Origin of the sequence: Paenibacillus durus ATCC 35681 (assembly GCF_000993825.1) — a bacterium.
Taxonomy (GTDB): domain Bacteria; phylum Bacillota; class Bacilli; order Paenibacillales; family Paenibacillaceae; genus Paenibacillus_AQ; species Paenibacillus_AQ durus_B.
Genome location: NZ_CP011114.1, coordinates 793,894 through 808,490 on the forward strand (window position 1 = coordinate 793,894; position 14,597 = coordinate 808,490).

Genomic DNA, 14,597 nt, shown 5'->3' on the forward strand with positions numbered 1-14,597 from the left:
TGTCGTGCCGTTATACCCAGTACCGGAGAATAAATCCTCCATAGATAAAAGCAGCCAAAATGACGAGTGCAGGGTGGATCTTGCGCCGTTCCATCGCCCAAAAGGAGATCGCAGCGATAATCAGAGTCTGCCAAATGCCTATGGAGGCCAGCGGCCCTTTGCTCATCTGCCAGGTCAAAATGACCATCATAATTGCGATGACCGGTTGAACCAGAAGCGTCATACCTTTGACGACCGAGGACTGCCGGTATTTCTGGAGCAGGCGGATCATCGCGATCAGGGCGGCGGCGGAAGGCAGCACGGTGGCCAGAAGCGCCAGAATCGCTCCAACCCAGCCGTAGATTTCAAAGCCGACATAAGCCGCTACTTTGGTGGCGATTGGTCCGGGGAGCGCGTTACCCAGCGCTAGCATGTTGGAAAACTCAGAGTTACTCAGCCAATGATAATGCGGTACGATTTCTGTATACATCAGCGGGATGGAGGAAGGACCTCCGCCGTATCCCAGCAGATTGGCGATAAAAAAGCCTATAATCAGATCTAGCCATTCCATCTAAGGCGTCCCTCCATTTCGTTCCTGTTTGCGGCGGAGACTGGCCACAGCCCGGTAATGCACCGTACCGTAAGCGAGAAACAGCACGATGACGATGGCCGGATGAACATGCAGCACTTGAAGCAGCAGCAGGGCTAGCAGCATAAAGGCGATGCCGGCTGCGATGCCGAGCCCCTTGACTGCTTTTTTCGCAAATTCATAAGCCATTACCCCGAGCATAACGGCGATAACGGGCGAGACGGCGGCAATCATTCCCTTAACGACCTTGGAGCCTGCCAGGTAATTGACGGCGGACAGCAGCAGGAGCATGGCAAGAACGCTCGGTAAAATATGTGCAACTACGGCGAAGAACGCTCCCAGGCCCCCTGCGCGTTTGTATCCTAAGTAAGCGGCCATTTTGGTGGCGATCGGTCCGGGAAGGGCGTTGGCCAGCGCCAGCGTTTCCCCGAATTCTTCGTCGCTGATCCAGCGGTAGCGGATTACGGCGTCATGGCGGATCAACGGGATGACCGAGGGGCCCCCTCCGTAGCCGAGAATTCCGGTGCGGACCATTGAGACTCCAAGCTCTATATAGTCCTTGTTCATTGGTTTCAAACCGTTTCCTCCTTATGTTGTCAAAAGTACATTATATACAAACCGTATGAATACCCCAACATTATATTTCTTTTTGCATCCGCCGAGTGATAACTTTGTGCATGGCTCACAAATCAGGCGTGCAGCATTAGCGTTCTATGCGCTTCCGGTTGACTTCAAGCAGCCGTGTAAGGTTAAATGACAATAATTCATTTGGCTAATGCCTTTTATGTCGGTTTTGCAAAACATAAAGCCTACGCTTACGATGCCAGTTTTGCTGAAGCCCATTCAGGAAGTAAATTCACCTAGCAAAACTTTTAGGAGGATCAAAATGATAAAACGACCGGTGACCGGCACGAAAACGATGGTAGTCAGCCCGCACCATTTGGCGTCCGCTGCGGGAGCGCGGATTCTGCAAAAGGGCGGCAACGCATTTGACGCTGCGGTGGCTGTCAGCTCGGCGCTTGCGGTCGTCTACCCGCATATGACGGGCCTTGGAGGCGATGCGTTCTGGCTGGCTTACAGCGCCGATGAAGGCCGCGTTCAGGCCTACAACGGCAGCGGCCGTTCGGGGTACGGAGTACACCGGGGCCGCTACGCCGGAGAGGCCGCGATCCCGCGAAGAGGTGTACGCAGCGCGATAACGGTGCCCGGCATGGTGGACAGCTGGGATGCGATCCTGAGCCGGTACGGCCGCCTTCCGCTGGCGGAGGTGCTGGAGGCCGCAATCGATTACGCGGCCGGAGGCTTTCCGCTGTCGCCGGACCAGCACGCCAACACGATACATGCCGGTGCAGCGCTGTCTCCCGAAGCGGCGGCCATCTATATGCCGGGCGGACGGATTCCAAGGCCCGGGGAGAAGTTCGTACAGCAGGAATTAGCCCGCACGCTGTCTATTCTGGCCGCCGGGGGGCGTGACGCCTTCTACAAAGGAGAAATCGCCAAGGCCATCTGCGACGGCATGGCAGAGGCCGGCGGATATTTGATCCCCGAGGATTTTGCCGATCACCGGGGCAACTGGTGCGATCCGATCTCATCGGATTATCACGGGTACACCATCTATCAGGCTCCGCCCAATTCTCAGGGATTCGCCGGGCTGATGGCGCTGAATATATTGGAGCGCTTTAACTTTGCAGGAATCCCGCATGGTTCTTATGAATATTATCATCTGCTTGTTGAGGCGATAAAGGCCAGCTTCCGCGACCGCGACGCCGTGCTCACCGATCCGGAATTCAATGAGATTCCGCTGGACCGGCTGCTGGATAAGACATACGCCGCAGAGCTTGCCGCGTCCATTTCGCCCGGCAGGGCGGCCGATCTGGCCAGTGAGCCGACTGGCCGGGACACAGCCTACGCGGCGGTCGTGGATGCGGAAGGCAACGCGGTTTCCTTCATTCAAAGCCTGTACTTCGAATTCGGGTCGGGAGCCGCTCCGGGCGGCACCGGCGTTCTGCTTCAGAACCGGGGCTCCTTCTTTTCGCTGGACCCGGCGGCCGTCAACACGCTGGAGCCGCATAAGCGCACCTTCCATACACTGATGCCGGCGATGGCTTGCCGGGACGGCAAGCCCGCCATCCTGTACGGCACACAGGGCGGCGAGGGACAGCCGCAGACTCAGACGCTGCTGCTGACAAGAATGCTGCATTACGGAATGAATCCCCAGCAGGCGGTAGATGAGCCGCGGTTCGTCTGGGGAAGAACTTGGGGCGAGCCGACCCAGGAGCTGACCGTGGAGGGCAGAGTGGAGGACGCGGTGCTGGAAAAATTGGCGGCAGCTGGCCATAAGGTCCGGAAAGTGGCAGACTATGACGGATTAGCTGGCCACGCCCATGTGATCTCCATCGATGACAACGGCTACCGCAGCGGCGGCACCGACCCGCGCTGTGACGGAGCCGCCATCGGCTGGTAACGGCAAGCATTGGAAATGGGAAACAGTCGCAGGATTACAGTCCGGACAATAGAAGTTGCGGATTTTAGAATAAAGGAACGAAAGTGAGAGGAGGGAAGGACAGATGGAATTGGACAACCGGTATGGAGCATTTATCGATCCGGGACTTGAGGTATCGCCGCTTGCGCGCGGACCTTTGGACGGATTGACCTTTGCGGTCAAAGACGTCTTTGCGGTCAAGGGCCATGTCTCGTCGGCAGGCAACCCGGATTGGCTGCGCAGTCATCCGGCGGCGGAAGAGCATGCCGCAGCGGTTCGCAGTCTACTGCTTGCGGGGGCCGCTCTTAAAGGCGCGGCCCACACGGATGAGCTGATGTACAGCCTTGGCGGGGAAAATATTCATTACGGCACGCCGGTGAATCCGCGGGGCGCGGGGAGAATTCCCGGCGGTTCTTCCAGCGGCTCGGCAGTCGCGGTCGCGGCGGGGAGCGTAGACTTCGCGCTCGGGACGGATACGGGCGGCTCTGTCCGTGTACCGTCCGCATACTGCGGTATTTACGGCTTTCGGCCGAGTCATGGAGCGGTTGATATGAATGGCGTTATCCCGCTTGCGTCGCAGTTTGATACCGTCGGCTGGATGGCAGGCAGCCCCGGACTTTTGCATAGGGTCGGCAGGGTGCTGCTCGGCGGAGCGGGCGAAGGAGAAAGCCAGGGTGAGCCTGCCCCAGGCTCTGCGGCATCATCAGCCCAAGCAGCGAGGGTTCAGATTGACACGCTGTTCATCCCAGAGGATGCCTGGGCGCTGACGGAACCGGAAAGCGAAGGGGAATTAACCGGCGCCCTGAAGGTTCTGCAAGCCGGCGCCGCGAGAAGCGTGCAGACCGAAGCGGCTCCGGAAGGACTGAAGGCGTGGATGGATGCATTTCGGGAGCTTCAGGGCAGTGAAATATGGGAAACGCATGGAAGCTGGGTACGTAAGGAACACCCGACCTTTGCGCCGGATATTGCAGCACGCTTTAAACTTGCGGAAGAACTGCACGGCCGCAATCTTTCAGCCGCGGCCTCGCTTCGTAAGGAAGTTACCGCCCGGCTCCGCAATCTGCTTGGTGAGAACGGTGTGCTGGTTATTCCGACAGTGCCGGGTCCCGCACCGCTTGCCGGCGGCGACGCGGCGCAGCTTGAGTTTAACCGCAGTGGAGCCATGTCGCTCTGCTGTATCGCAGGTCTGACTGGTCTTCCGCAGATCACGCTTCCGGTGAGCGGTCCTGGCGGTCTTTCGCTCGGACTGTCCGTCATCGGCGGCTTTGGCCAGGACCTGCGCTTGCTGGCATGGGTAAATGAGATCTGGAAGCCGGCGCTTGTTTAATCAATTGTTTTATACAGATGACAAAAGCTGTCTCGCGGTGAATGCCGCGCTGGACGGCTTTTGTTTTTTTTGCATAGCAGATAACCCAAAAAATCAATATGAAAAATATGTAAAAATACATAACATAACAAGGCGTTTTTTTAAACTTTTTTCTTTTCAAAGCGGGGCGCATTCTTTATAATGTTACATAAAGTAACACAAGAAATCATGAAAAATTAGATTTTATATATATACTGGAGGAGAGGCTGCATGCATCTTACGGTTGAAGAGGCGTTATCGATTTATCCTCTGTCGGAAGCAAAGCTGATTGCCGGCTCCAAAGGGACTCACAGAATCGTTAAGTCGATCAATGTGATGGATGCGCCGGATATTTCGGATTGGATCAAAGAAGGCGAGATGCTGCTTACGACAGCCTATCTGATCAAGGATAACCCGGAGCAGGCTTCGGCGCTGCTTCACAAGCTTAATCGGAGAGGTTCCTCGGGACTCGGCATCAAGCTGGGCCGATTCTGGGAATCGGTTCCTGAAGCTCTGATCGCTGAAGCGGAAGAATTGAACTTCCCGCTCATCGAGCTTCCATTCCAATTTACCTTTTCCGATCAAATGAACGGTCTGTTCCGGGCGGAGCTTGCCCGCAGGACGGATACCCTGCAAGCCGTTCTTGAGAAGCAGCGTAAGCTGATGCGTTTTGCCCTGCGCCCTGTGCGCAGCCGCTCGCTTCTGGAGTCGGTATCCGAAGTCATCGGCCATCCGATTGCCGTCATCGGCAGCCGGGGGGAACTGCTCTTCAATAACTCCTCCCGCACCGAACGGGAACTGCTTGGCGGATGGCCGTGGGGGAGCCGGAACCGCAAGGTGCGCATCGGAGAGGAAGCGGGCTACCGCCTTCCGCTTTTGCAGGGAGAAGAGTGCTTCGGTTATCTTGTCTTTTGCTCCATTGACCCGTTGCTTCTGCCTATGGAAGAAAGCCTGTTCGTTCAGGGAGCCGAACTTATCGCGCATCATATCCGATCAGGGGATGAGGATTATTTCGAGCATGATTTGCATAGAGAGTTTGGGAAGCTGCTTCGCCGTTACCTGAAAGGCGACCTGTCCTGCGCCGAACTGGTAAAGGCGGCTGACACACTGGACTACGGACTGCTGCAAGCGCCGTTTCAGCTTGTTCTTAGTGATGTGCCCGAAGCGGGAGAACTGCGGCAGCACGAACTGACCCGGCTGAAAGAGGAATATGCGCAGCATCCGGAGTTTGGGAAGATGAAGGCTTTCCATCTAGTGATGGAAGAAGGGCTCTTGTCCATCTATTCGGGAGAAAGGATGGCGCCGGAGCGTTTTTCCGCTATCATTGAATCCTGTTTCGACAAACTGAAGATGGGTGAGAGCTTCTACCCCCGGGCCGCGATCAGCAGCCGAAAGAGTAAACCGGAGGAGACCAAGGAAGCTTTTGCCGAAGTAAAAGAAGCTTTGCGTTTGACGGCACACTGGAATGCGGGACAGCAGGTTGCACATTACCGTCAGCTTGAACTGGCCATGGTGCTGCAGCAGGTTCCTGCCGAGATGATGCAGAAATATTTCAGCCGCATATTGGCCGGACTGCTGGGCCGTGAGCCGGAGTATGTAAGGGAGATGCTGCATACGCTGGAAGCTTTTTTGGAAAATGACGGCCATATCAATGAAACGGCCAAGAAGCTGTTCATCCACCGCAATACGGCTACCTACCGCATGGAGAAGCTGAGCGAACTGCTGGATGTTGATTTCAAGAAGACGGACGACCTGCTGCGGTTGAAGCTGGCCTTCCTGTTCCGTAAAATGCTGGAGCGCGGCTGAAATTCAGGTCGCGATGAGTTTAGGAGGGAGTTCATGAGCGTGTACGATATTGTAAACCGCATCAAGAGAGATGAAGCTCCCGCCGTGCTGGCCACCCTGATTGGCGTAGAGGGACACTCATATCGAAAGGCCGGAGCAGTTATGCTGTTTCATGAGGGGGGCACTATAGGAAGCCTAAGCCCCGGATGTATGGAAAGCGATTTGCAGCTCCGGACCGAAGAAGTGTGGGAATCGGGGATGCCGGAGACCGTAGAATATGATATGCTGTCTCAGGATGATTTTTCTTGGGGAGAAGCTGTGGGCTGCGGCGGCAAGATTAAGGTAGTGCTGGAGCCTGTAGCTGGCGAGCTCAGGAATTTGCTGGTTGAAGCCCATGGAATCATAACATCCGGTAAAAGCGTGATCCTTCGGCGCAGCCGGGCAGACGGCAGATATACCTATTCGCTGGAGTCGGCTTCGCTGGAGTCGGCTGCGGCAGTGCCGGAGATGGCGGCGGCCTACAACTGGAGTGATGCTTCGTTTGCGACGCTGCTTGTACCTAAACCGCGGCTCGTTCTGTTTGGTCCCGGAAATGATGCGCGCCCTATTGCGGATTTGGCGGTCAAAGCCGGCTTTCGTGTTGCCATCGCCGACTGGCGCGAGGGTAGCTTAAGACATGATTTTGCTGCGGCAGAAAGAATAATTTGCTCTCCGGCCGAGGCCGCAGACAAGCTTCATATCGGCAGCAGGGATTATGTCCTGATCTGCAGCCATCAGCTTCAACGGGACCGAATATTTCTAGAGCATGTCATTAAGCATAACCCATGTTATATCGGCATCATCGGGTCCAAAGCGAGAATAGGCATGCTGCTGGAGGGGCTGGAAGCCCCGGAGACGGTGCATGCGCCTGTCGGGCTGCCGATTGGGGGAGAAGGCCCTGAAGAAATAGCCGTCAGTATTGTCGCCGAGATGATTCAGGTCAGAAGATCGAGTTCCCGCAAGCGGCCGAAAGGAGCGGATTACCTTGAGAGTTGCCGGTATTTATCTGGCGGCGGGGCAAAGTAGCCGGATGGGCACCCCCAAGGTATCTTTGATGCTGTCGGAGGATGTCGCGCTCGGGAGCGTTGCGCTCGGTGAACTGGAGCGCTGCGGCCTTGATCCGCTGGCCGTGGTGGTACGGGCCGGTGACAAGCTGGAGTGGCTTCCGCCCGAGAGCGGAGTCCCGGGGGCAAGGCGGACGGAGTTTTGCCTGACCGCCCACTTAGGGATGTCCTTCTCCCTCCGCTGCGGCTTGAGTGCGGTGTTGCCGGCCGAACCGGATGCGGTGGTGGTTGCGCTCGCCGACCAGCCTTTCATTACGGCGGGGCTGGTCGGTCGTCTGATTGAGACCTTCCGGTGCTCGCCGGCTCTGGATTATGTAGCTTCCAATGGCAACGGAATGGTAATGCCGCCGGCGCTTTTCTCCAAATCGCTCTTTCCGGCGCTCCAGCAGCTTGAGGGCGACCGCGGCGCGGCACGCATATTCCGTTCCCCGGACTATAGAGGTGCAGTAATTGAAGGGGATTCGCCCTTGTTCTTCATGGATGCCGACACCGAAGGCGATTTCAGGGAAGTTCGCCGGGAGTGGATGCTTAGAAACGCCCCGGAACGCAACGCTGCCGATAGATAACCCCCTATATGTTAGGATTCCTTACAATTTTAAATACATCTAGCTCTACATAGGGTTGGGTTAGTGCGACGTGCACAAAGTAACCCCCTCCTTTTCGTCTTTTCGCACAAACGTATGTTATATAAATTTACGCACGGCTCTGGCCTCCAGTATATTAAAAATATAATATTCCTGAAGATCAGAGCTCCAATGACGGAGCTTCGGCCGGAAACGGCCAGTTCATATAGTGGAAGCTTTCATGCTGCACAACATTTTAGGAGGAGGAAAACAATGAAACAAAGGGGTCGGGCATTTAAATTGAGTTTCATGCTGCTGTTAGTGCTTGCGATTGTGCTTGCAGGCTGCGGCGGCAACAACAATACGGGAGCTAACACGGGTGCATCCCCGGAACCGTCGACGGCGGCCGGAGCTTCGGCAGGCGCGTCCGCGCAGCCGTCCGGAGAAAAGCCGAAGGTGGCGTTCGTATACATCGGGCCTCCAGGCGACGGCGGTTATACTTACCAGCATGACCAAGGGCGCAAAGCAATGGAAGCGGAACTCGGCATTAAGGCTGATGCCGTAGAGAACGTTCCTGAGGGCCCCGATGCGGAGCGCATCATTACCGAGCTGGCGCAAAGCCATGACATCGTATTTACGACAAGCTTCGGCTATATGGAACAGACGCTCAGCGTAGCGAAGAAATTCCCGAACGTCAAGTTCGATCATGCTTCCGGCTTCAAGACAGCCGAGAACATGGGCAACTATTTCGGAAAGAACTATCAAGCGAGTTATCTGACGGGTATTGCGGCAGGCAAAGTGACCAAGAAAAATCATCTTGGCTATGTCGGCGCTTTCCCGATCAGCGAAGTTATTTACAACCTTAATGCGTTTACGCTTGGCGCGCAAAGTGTAAACCCGGACATTAAAGTCGACGTCGTATGGACAAACACTTGGTATGATCCGACGACAGAGCGTCAGGCTGCCATCAGCTTGCTGGATAAGGGCGCCGACGTGCTGCTCGCATACCAGGATTCCCCTGCTACGATTCAGGCAGCTGCTGAGCGCGGCGCATTTGCAGGCGGCAACGACTCCGACATGAAGAAATTCGCGCCTGACAATTATTTGACGAACCCGGTATGGAACTGGGGACCGTACTACACGAAGACTGTAAAATCGGTTATGGACGGTACCTGGAAGAACGAGCAGTATTCCGGCGACATAGCTGACGGCATGATTGATCTGGCTCCATTCGGCAACAAGGTTCCCGAGGATGTGCAGAAGCTTGTGGCCGATGCCAAGGCGAAGATCATCAGTGGTGAATTGAATGTCTTCACGGGTCCGATCAGCGATAACCAGGGCAATGAGAAAGTTCCGGCAGGAAAGAGTCTTACACTTGAAGAAGTGCTGGGCATGAACTGGCTGGCTAAAGGTGTAGTCGGAACGCTTCCTAAATAATTCATGTTTTGACCTGTTTTAAGCTATGCAAAATTCGTGTGTGATATCCGTTAAATAAGAGGAAGACCATACAGGTGGGGCGGGCTCTTAATCCAAGAACCTTCCCCACCTGTACTACAACTATGAGGAAGGAGGCGTTCCATATGCAGGAATTTTCGGTGGAAATGCGCGGCATTGTCAAACGGTTCGGTTCGGTAACCGCGAGCGACCAAGTCGATTTTTCGGCAAACGCGGGCGAGATACACGCGCTGCTTGGTGAGAACGGGGCGGGAAAAAGCACGGTCATGAGCATGCTGTCGGGCGTGTATAGAGCGGATGAAGGAGAGATTCTGATTCACGGCAAACCTGCCAAGATTCGTTCTCCCAAAGACGCGGGCTTGCTCGGCGTGGGTATGGTATTTCAGAACTTCAGACTGGTGCAGACCTTGACGGCGGCGGAAAATATCGTGCTTGGCGAAAAGTCGTCTTTCTGGCGCGGACGAAACTGGATTAAAAACAAACATAAAGAAATTGAGGAGTTGGCGGAACGCTTCGGGCTAAAATTTCCGGTGGACCGTCCCATATGGCAGCTCTCTGTTGGGGAGCAGCAGCGGGTGGAGATCGTCAAGACGCTCTATCGCGGCGCCGATATTATCATTTTGGATGAACCGACTTCGGTGCTTACGCCGGGTGAGGTGGAAGGGCTGTTCAGCACACTTCGCCGGATGAAGCAGGAAGGTAAGACGGTTATCATGACCACGCATAAAATGAAGGAAGTCATGGCGTCTTCGGATCGAATTTCGGTTATGCGCAAAGGTAAAATGATTGCTACACTGGTCACCAAGGATACCGATGAGCGCGAGCTTGCCCGGTTGATGGTCGGCAGAGAAGTGGTTATTGAGCGTCAGGAGCGCGAAGCTACGGAAGGTGAAGAACTGCTTAATGTTAAAAACTTAAGCGTCTACGCCGATCATGGCCGCAAGGCTCTGAACAGTCTGTCCCTGAGCGTGCGAAAGGGTGAAATCGTCGGCGTAGCCGGAGTGGCTGGCAACGGCCAGAAGGAATTGGCTGAAGTCCTGACAGGTCTTAGGACGTGGAGAGAAGGCGAAATTACCTTTGACGGGAGTCCTGTCAAGACGGCTTCGGTGCGCGGAGCGATTGACTCGGGCATCTCTCATGTACCGGAAAACCGTATGAAAAGCGGCTTGGCCGGAAAGCTCGGGTCTGTTGATAATTTGCTGTTCAAATCGTACCGTTCCGAGGAGCATTCGAAATTCGGCTTCCTGAAAGCGGCCAAGAACCGTGTATGGTCCGAGGAGCTTGTTCGTAAATTTGATGTGAAGACGCCGGAACTGGATACGCCTGTCCAGCATCTGTCCGGCGGCAACCAGCAGAAGCTGTTGTTCGCGCGGGAAGTTACCCACCGTCCGAAGCTGATGGTGGCTGTCCACCCGACGCAGGGTCTTGATGTCGGCGCGACGGCAGGGGTACATGAGCTGCTTATGGAGCTCCGCGCTTCCGGGAGCGGCGTGCTGCTCATTTCAGAGGATCTGGATGAACTGCTGCAGCTTTCGGACCGGATACTGGTCATTTATAACGGAGCAATTATTGGTGAGGAGACCCATGAGATGGCGGACAGAGAAAACATCGGCCTTATGATGGCGGGTATCCGGGGCAGAGAGGAGAGCATGGTATGAGCCAGGAAAAGGCAGGCGGAAGAGCGCTTGCGCAGCCTGTGAAACAGACTCCCGGAGGAAAGATGCCCTGGCGGCTGGAATTTGATTCATCCCGCATCCGCACGCCGTGGTGGACGCCGATCGTATCGGTGGCGCTGGCGCTCGTGCTGTGCGCGATTTTTATCTATGCCAACGGAATGAACCCGGTAACCGTCTACTCCAAAATGATTAAGGGTGCCTTCGGAACCTCATACGGCATTACCGAAACGCTCGTTAAAGCGATTCCGCTGCTGCTGTGCGGACTCGGCATCGCCGTGGCTTACCGGATATCGGTCTGGAATATCGGAGCTGAGGGCCAGTTGATTGTTGGCGCGATAGCCGCAACCGCCGTAACGATCTATTTTCCGAATCTGTCGGGATTCTGGTCGATTCTGTTGATGCTGATCTTCGGCGTTGCCGCCGGCGCTCTCTGGGGGCTGCTTACAGCTATTCCAAAGACGCATTTCGGGGTGAACGAGCTGATTACTTCGCTAATGCTCAATTATGTCGCGCTACTGGCCCTTGATTACGTTACGTTCGGACCATGGAAAGATCCTCAAGGCTTCAACATGCCAGGCTCGCCGGTATTCACCGACGCGCAATCGCTGCCTGTACTCGGAGCAACCCGGCTGCATATCGGCTTGATCTTTGCCCTGGTCGCGGTTGTCATTTACTATCTGATGATCCGTTTTACCCGCTGGGGCTACGAGCTGCGGCTGATCGGAGCGAATCCGAACGCGGCCCGTTACGCCGGAATTCACATCAATCGCCATATTATCATTGTTATGCTGATCAGCGGAGGGCTTGCCGGTCTTGCCGGTATGGCCGAAGTATCGGGAGTCAGCCATAAGCTGATGCAGGGCATTTCGCCGGGCTACGGGTACACCGCTATTATCGTGGCTTGGCTCGCCAAGCTGAATCCGCTCGGGCTTGTTGTCACTTCGGTGCTGTTCGGCGGATTGATTGTCGGCGGTTTTAGCGTACAGACCATCGGTCTGCCGTCATCCATTTCGGAAATGCTGCAGGGCGCGATCCTGTTTTTCCTGATTGCCGGCGATATGGTCACCCGCTTCCGCATTCGCCGGGGAGCGTAGCCCAAAGGAGGAATCGAAAGAAATGGATTTTGTCACACAGTTATTAATCGCCGCCATTACCGCGGGCACGCCGCTGCTCCTGGCGACGCTCGGAGGCATATTGAACGAACGCGCCGGCATTATTCAGTTGGGAGCCGAGGGCCTGATGCTGATGGGTGCGGTCACAACGTGCATTGTGTTTATTCGTACCGAAAATCTCGGGGCGGCGCTGCTCGCGTCAGTTGGAGTAACGGCGGCGCTTGGCTTGGTTCACGCCTTCCTAAGTATCACGCTCCGCGCCAACCAGACGATGTCGGGTCTTGCGATGACGCTGTTTGGGAGCGGCTTTAGCGCTTATCTCGGCAAGTCGATCAGCGGCAACCCGCTGCCCGGCATGTTGCCGAGACTGCATCTTGACTTTCTGAAGCCGGTTCCGGTGATCGGCGATATTTTTGGAAATCTGGATGTTCTGACCTGGTTCAGCTTTGTGCTTGTCATTGTGCTGCATCTGCTCATTCACCGCACTTCATGGGGTCTGCATCTGCGGGCCGTGGGAGACAGTCCGGCCACAGCAGATGTTATGGGCGTTCATGTCCGGCTGATCCGTTACGGCTACGTTACCGTCGGCGCCATGCTGATCGGGCTTGCAGGAGCGGATATGGTTCTGACCGTTGCTCCGACCTGGAACGAAGGGCTGACGGCGGGCAGAGGCTGGATCGCGGTTGGTCTCGTTATTTTTGCCAGATGGAATCCGGTAAGGGCGCTGCTGTGCGCCTACTTCTTCGGAGCACTGGATTCGCTGGGCTTCCGGATGCAGCTGCTTGGCAGCGCCATTCCGCCGTACTTCTTGAAAATGATTCCTTATGTTGTAACCATCCTTGTCCTCATGTATTTGGGGTACCGCAACCGCAACAAGCCTTCCGGCACGCCGGAATCGCTAGGTGTTCCGTACATCCGGGAGCAGCGGTTCTAGGACGGTAAGATGGCTTTTAGACTGCGGACAACTGCAATGGGGTGAGCAAATGAAACCTTTTCACGATGAACCACTGGGTACGCCGGCCGCAGCAGCTGAGTATGGCCGAAGCGGTTCAGGAAGGCGCCTGTATCGGCAAGGAGATGCTTGCTCCATTGTACAAGGCGGTTGTCACGCAGTTTGAAGCCTATGGAGATCCTTTTGCAACCGTAGAATACAAGAAGAGGGCAGCGGGCGATCTTGCCGCTACCGAACTGTGGAAGGCATTGGAAGGAAACGCTGGAAAAAGCGGACATTAATGTAATGGGGAATGGGGGAGTTTTCCGAACCCAGCGCCCGAAGAGGTGGAAGAAGCGCTGTCTGGCAATTTATGCCGGTGCATAGGCTATGGTGGCATTATGCGGGCCGTAAACAAGGTGATTGAAAAAGGAGTGGGATAAACCATGGCAACCCCAGCTTCACCTATAACACTGTCTGAGATAAACGAAATGAGCAAGGAAGAGTTTGTGGCGACGCTTGGCGGTATTTTTGAGCATTCGCCATGGGTTGCCGAATCAGCCTACGCCTCCCGTCCCTTCGGATCGGTTGGAGAACTGCACGAAGCGATGACGGAGGCAGTCCGAAGCGCAGACCGGGAGAAGATTTTGTCGCTGCTGCGGGCCCATCCCGATCTGGCGACGAGGCTCCAGGTTACACCGCTGTCGGCGGCGGAGCAGAAAGGGGCAGGGCTTGACCGGCTGACCCCGGAGGAATTCGAATGGTTAAACGACCTGAACAAGAAATATACGGACAAATTCCAGTTTCCGTTCATTCTGGCAGTCCGGGGTAAAAACAAAGACGACATCATCGAATCCGTCAGTGAGCGGGTAAATCTATCGCCTGAGGAAGAATGGAACCGGGCCCTATTTGAAATTGGCAAAATTACGAAGTTTCGCTTGGAAGATCTCCTGTCGGAGTAAAAACATCCTTCAATTCAATCATTCTTGTTAACGGGGGTGCCAGCCATAATCATACTGAAGACTTCCAAAGGCCGATTATCGATTCGGAAGACAGAAATAGCCAGCATAATTATGAATATTCTCTACAAAAATTACGGGACACGCAATGATATATCGCACGTTCCGACCCACAATTTGTCCAGGGAGGTGGCTGCATGAGCGGACGTTTGACTACCCATGTGCTCGATCTGGTACGGGGGATTCCCGCTTCGGGAGTTTTCTTGCAGCTGAGGCGGCTGGAGAACGGGGAGAGTCTGCTGCTCCGCGAGGCGGCTACGAATGCGGACGGGAGGCTGGATGCTCCACTGCTGGAAGACGCGGAAATGAAGCCCGGCGAGTATGAGCTGCTGTTCCACGCGGGAGATTATTTTCGAAAAATGGATGCGGAAAGCTCGGAGACATCTTCGGCCCCTGAACCAATTGGATTTCTCGATCTGATTCCGATCCGTTTCCATATCGGCAGTGAGGGCGGTCATTATCATGTTCCGCTTCTGCTCGCTCCTGGAGGATACAGCACTTATCGCGGAAGCTGACAACCGGGTATAACTTATTGTAGAAGAAAACTAACGACGTCGG

The 14,597-nt window shown here is 55.3% G+C and carries 14 protein-coding genes and 1 pseudogene; 13 read left to right on the plus strand and 2 right to left on the minus strand.

Annotated elements, in window-relative coordinates; translation table 11 throughout:
* Nucleotides 1–10 precede the first annotated feature (10 nt).
* Together VK70_RS03605 and VK70_RS03610 are read right to left on the minus strand one after the other, a co-directional pair.
* A complete protein-coding gene (locus VK70_RS03605; RefSeq protein ID WP_025694134.1) occupies nt 11–550 on the minus strand; it encodes a chromate efflux transporter ChrA in 540 nt (179 codons plus the stop codon).
* The gene (locus VK70_RS03610; protein WP_036638473.1) at nt 551–1,135 is read right to left on the minus strand and encodes a chromate efflux transporter ChrB; all 585 of its coding nucleotides are present in this window, start codon (nt 1,133–1,135) and stop codon (nt 551–553) included.
* 319 nt (nt 1,136–1,454) lie between these two features.
* Here VK70_RS03610 and ggt point away from each other — a divergent pair, with 319 nt between their 5' ends.
* From ggt to uraH, 13 genes and pseudogenes are all read left to right on the plus strand, one after another.
* Complete coding sequence (gene ggt / locus VK70_RS03615; protein ID WP_046722809.1) at nt 1,455–3,032, plus strand: gamma-glutamyltransferase; 1,578 nt, start codon at nt 1,455–1,457, stop codon at nt 3,030–3,032.
* 109 nt (nt 3,033–3,141) lie between these two features.
* Nucleotides 3,142–4,377, plus strand: coding sequence for an amidase (locus VK70_RS03620; RefSeq protein ID WP_025694034.1), 1,236 nt, complete (start codon nt 3,142–3,144; stop codon nt 4,375–4,377).
* 249 nt (nt 4,378–4,626) lie between these two features.
* Nucleotides 4,627–6,201, plus strand: a complete 1,575-nt coding sequence (locus VK70_RS03625) for a PucR family transcriptional regulator (protein WP_025694033.1) — start codon at nt 4,627–4,629, stop codon at nt 6,199–6,201.
* 33 nt (nt 6,202–6,234) lie between these two features.
* Entirely contained in the window at nt 6,235–7,245 is a 1,011-nt protein-coding gene (locus tag VK70_RS03630) for an XdhC family protein (RefSeq protein WP_025694032.1), read from the plus strand.
* On the plus strand, nt 7,205–7,849 hold the full coding sequence (locus VK70_RS03635) for an NTP transferase domain-containing protein (protein ID WP_025694031.1): 645 nt from the start codon (nt 7,205–7,207) through the stop codon (nt 7,847–7,849). The genes VK70_RS03630 and VK70_RS03635 overlap by 41 nt, the downstream gene beginning before the upstream one ends.
* Before the next feature lie 270 nt (nt 7,850–8,119).
* Nucleotides 8,120–9,283, plus strand: a complete 1,164-nt coding sequence (locus VK70_RS03640; RefSeq protein WP_025694030.1) for a BMP family ABC transporter substrate-binding protein — start codon at nt 8,120–8,122, stop codon at nt 9,281–9,283.
* A 143-nt stretch (nt 9,284–9,426) separates the two neighbouring features.
* Nucleotides 9,427–10,959, plus strand: coding sequence for an ABC transporter ATP-binding protein (locus tag VK70_RS03645; RefSeq protein ID WP_025694029.1), 1,533 nt, complete (start codon nt 9,427–9,429; stop codon nt 10,957–10,959).
* A 62-nt stretch (nt 10,960–11,021) separates the two neighbouring features.
* Complete coding sequence (locus VK70_RS03650) at nt 11,022–12,071, plus strand: ABC transporter permease (protein WP_411431698.1); 1,050 nt, start codon at nt 11,022–11,024, stop codon at nt 12,069–12,071.
* Nucleotides 12,072–12,093: 22 nt separating this feature from the next.
* Nucleotides 12,094–13,023, plus strand: a complete 930-nt coding sequence (locus VK70_RS03655) for an ABC transporter permease (RefSeq protein WP_025694027.1) — start codon at nt 12,094–12,096, stop codon at nt 13,021–13,023.
* 65 nt (nt 13,024–13,088) lie between these two features.
* On the plus strand, nt 13,089–13,322 hold the full coding sequence (locus VK70_RS03660; RefSeq protein ID WP_025694026.1) for a hypothetical protein: 234 nt from the start codon (nt 13,089–13,091) through the stop codon (nt 13,320–13,322).
* A 24-nt stretch (nt 13,323–13,346) separates the two neighbouring features.
* Nucleotides 13,347–13,463, plus strand: a pseudogene (locus VK70_RS26980) (2Fe-2S iron-sulfur cluster-binding protein); the annotation flags it as partial.
* Nucleotides 13,464–13,511: 48 nt separating this feature from the next.
* On the plus strand, nt 13,512–13,982 hold the full coding sequence (gene uraD, locus VK70_RS03665; protein WP_233277757.1) for a 2-oxo-4-hydroxy-4-carboxy-5-ureidoimidazoline decarboxylase: 471 nt from the start codon (nt 13,512–13,514) through the stop codon (nt 13,980–13,982).
* Nucleotides 13,983–14,176: 194 nt separating this feature from the next.
* On the plus strand, nt 14,177–14,554 hold the full coding sequence (uraH, locus tag VK70_RS03670; protein WP_025694024.1) for a hydroxyisourate hydrolase: 378 nt from the start codon (nt 14,177–14,179) through the stop codon (nt 14,552–14,554).
* Nucleotides 14,555–14,597: the final 43 nt, after the last annotated feature.

What these genes read in the sequence shown, in the direction of transcription:
- uraH (WP_025694024.1), top strand. Translation starts at nt 14,177, where the DNA reads ATGAGCGGACGTTTGACTACCCATGTGCTCGATCTGGTACGGGGGATT.
- ggt (WP_046722809.1), top strand. Translation starts at nt 1,455, where the DNA reads ATGATAAAACGACCGGTGACCGGCACGAAAACGATGGTAGTCAGCCCG.
- VK70_RS03610 (WP_036638473.1), bottom strand. Translation starts at nt 1,135, where the DNA reads ATGAACAAGGACTATATAGAGCTTGGAGTCTCAATGGTCCGCACCGGA.
- VK70_RS03605 (WP_025694134.1), bottom strand. Translation starts at nt 550, where the DNA reads ATGGAATGGCTAGATCTGATTATAGGCTTTTTTATCGCCAATCTGCTG.
- VK70_RS03625 (WP_025694033.1), top strand. Translation starts at nt 4,627, where the DNA reads ATGCATCTTACGGTTGAAGAGGCGTTATCGATTTATCCTCTGTCGGAA.
- VK70_RS03640 (WP_025694030.1), top strand. Translation starts at nt 8,120, where the DNA reads ATGAAACAAAGGGGTCGGGCATTTAAATTGAGTTTCATGCTGCTGTTA.
- VK70_RS03650 (WP_411431698.1), top strand. Translation starts at nt 11,022, where the DNA reads ATGCCCTGGCGGCTGGAATTTGATTCATCCCGCATCCGCACGCCGTGG.
- uraD (WP_233277757.1), top strand. Translation starts at nt 13,512, where the DNA reads ATGAGCAAGGAAGAGTTTGTGGCGACGCTTGGCGGTATTTTTGAGCAT.
- VK70_RS03655 (WP_025694027.1), top strand. Translation starts at nt 12,094, where the DNA reads ATGGATTTTGTCACACAGTTATTAATCGCCGCCATTACCGCGGGCACG.
- VK70_RS03645 (WP_025694029.1), top strand. Translation starts at nt 9,427, where the DNA reads ATGCAGGAATTTTCGGTGGAAATGCGCGGCATTGTCAAACGGTTCGGT.
- VK70_RS03630 (WP_025694032.1), top strand. Translation starts at nt 6,235, where the DNA reads ATGAGCGTGTACGATATTGTAAACCGCATCAAGAGAGATGAAGCTCCC.
- VK70_RS03660 (WP_025694026.1), top strand. Translation starts at nt 13,089, where the DNA reads ATGAACCACTGGGTACGCCGGCCGCAGCAGCTGAGTATGGCCGAAGCG.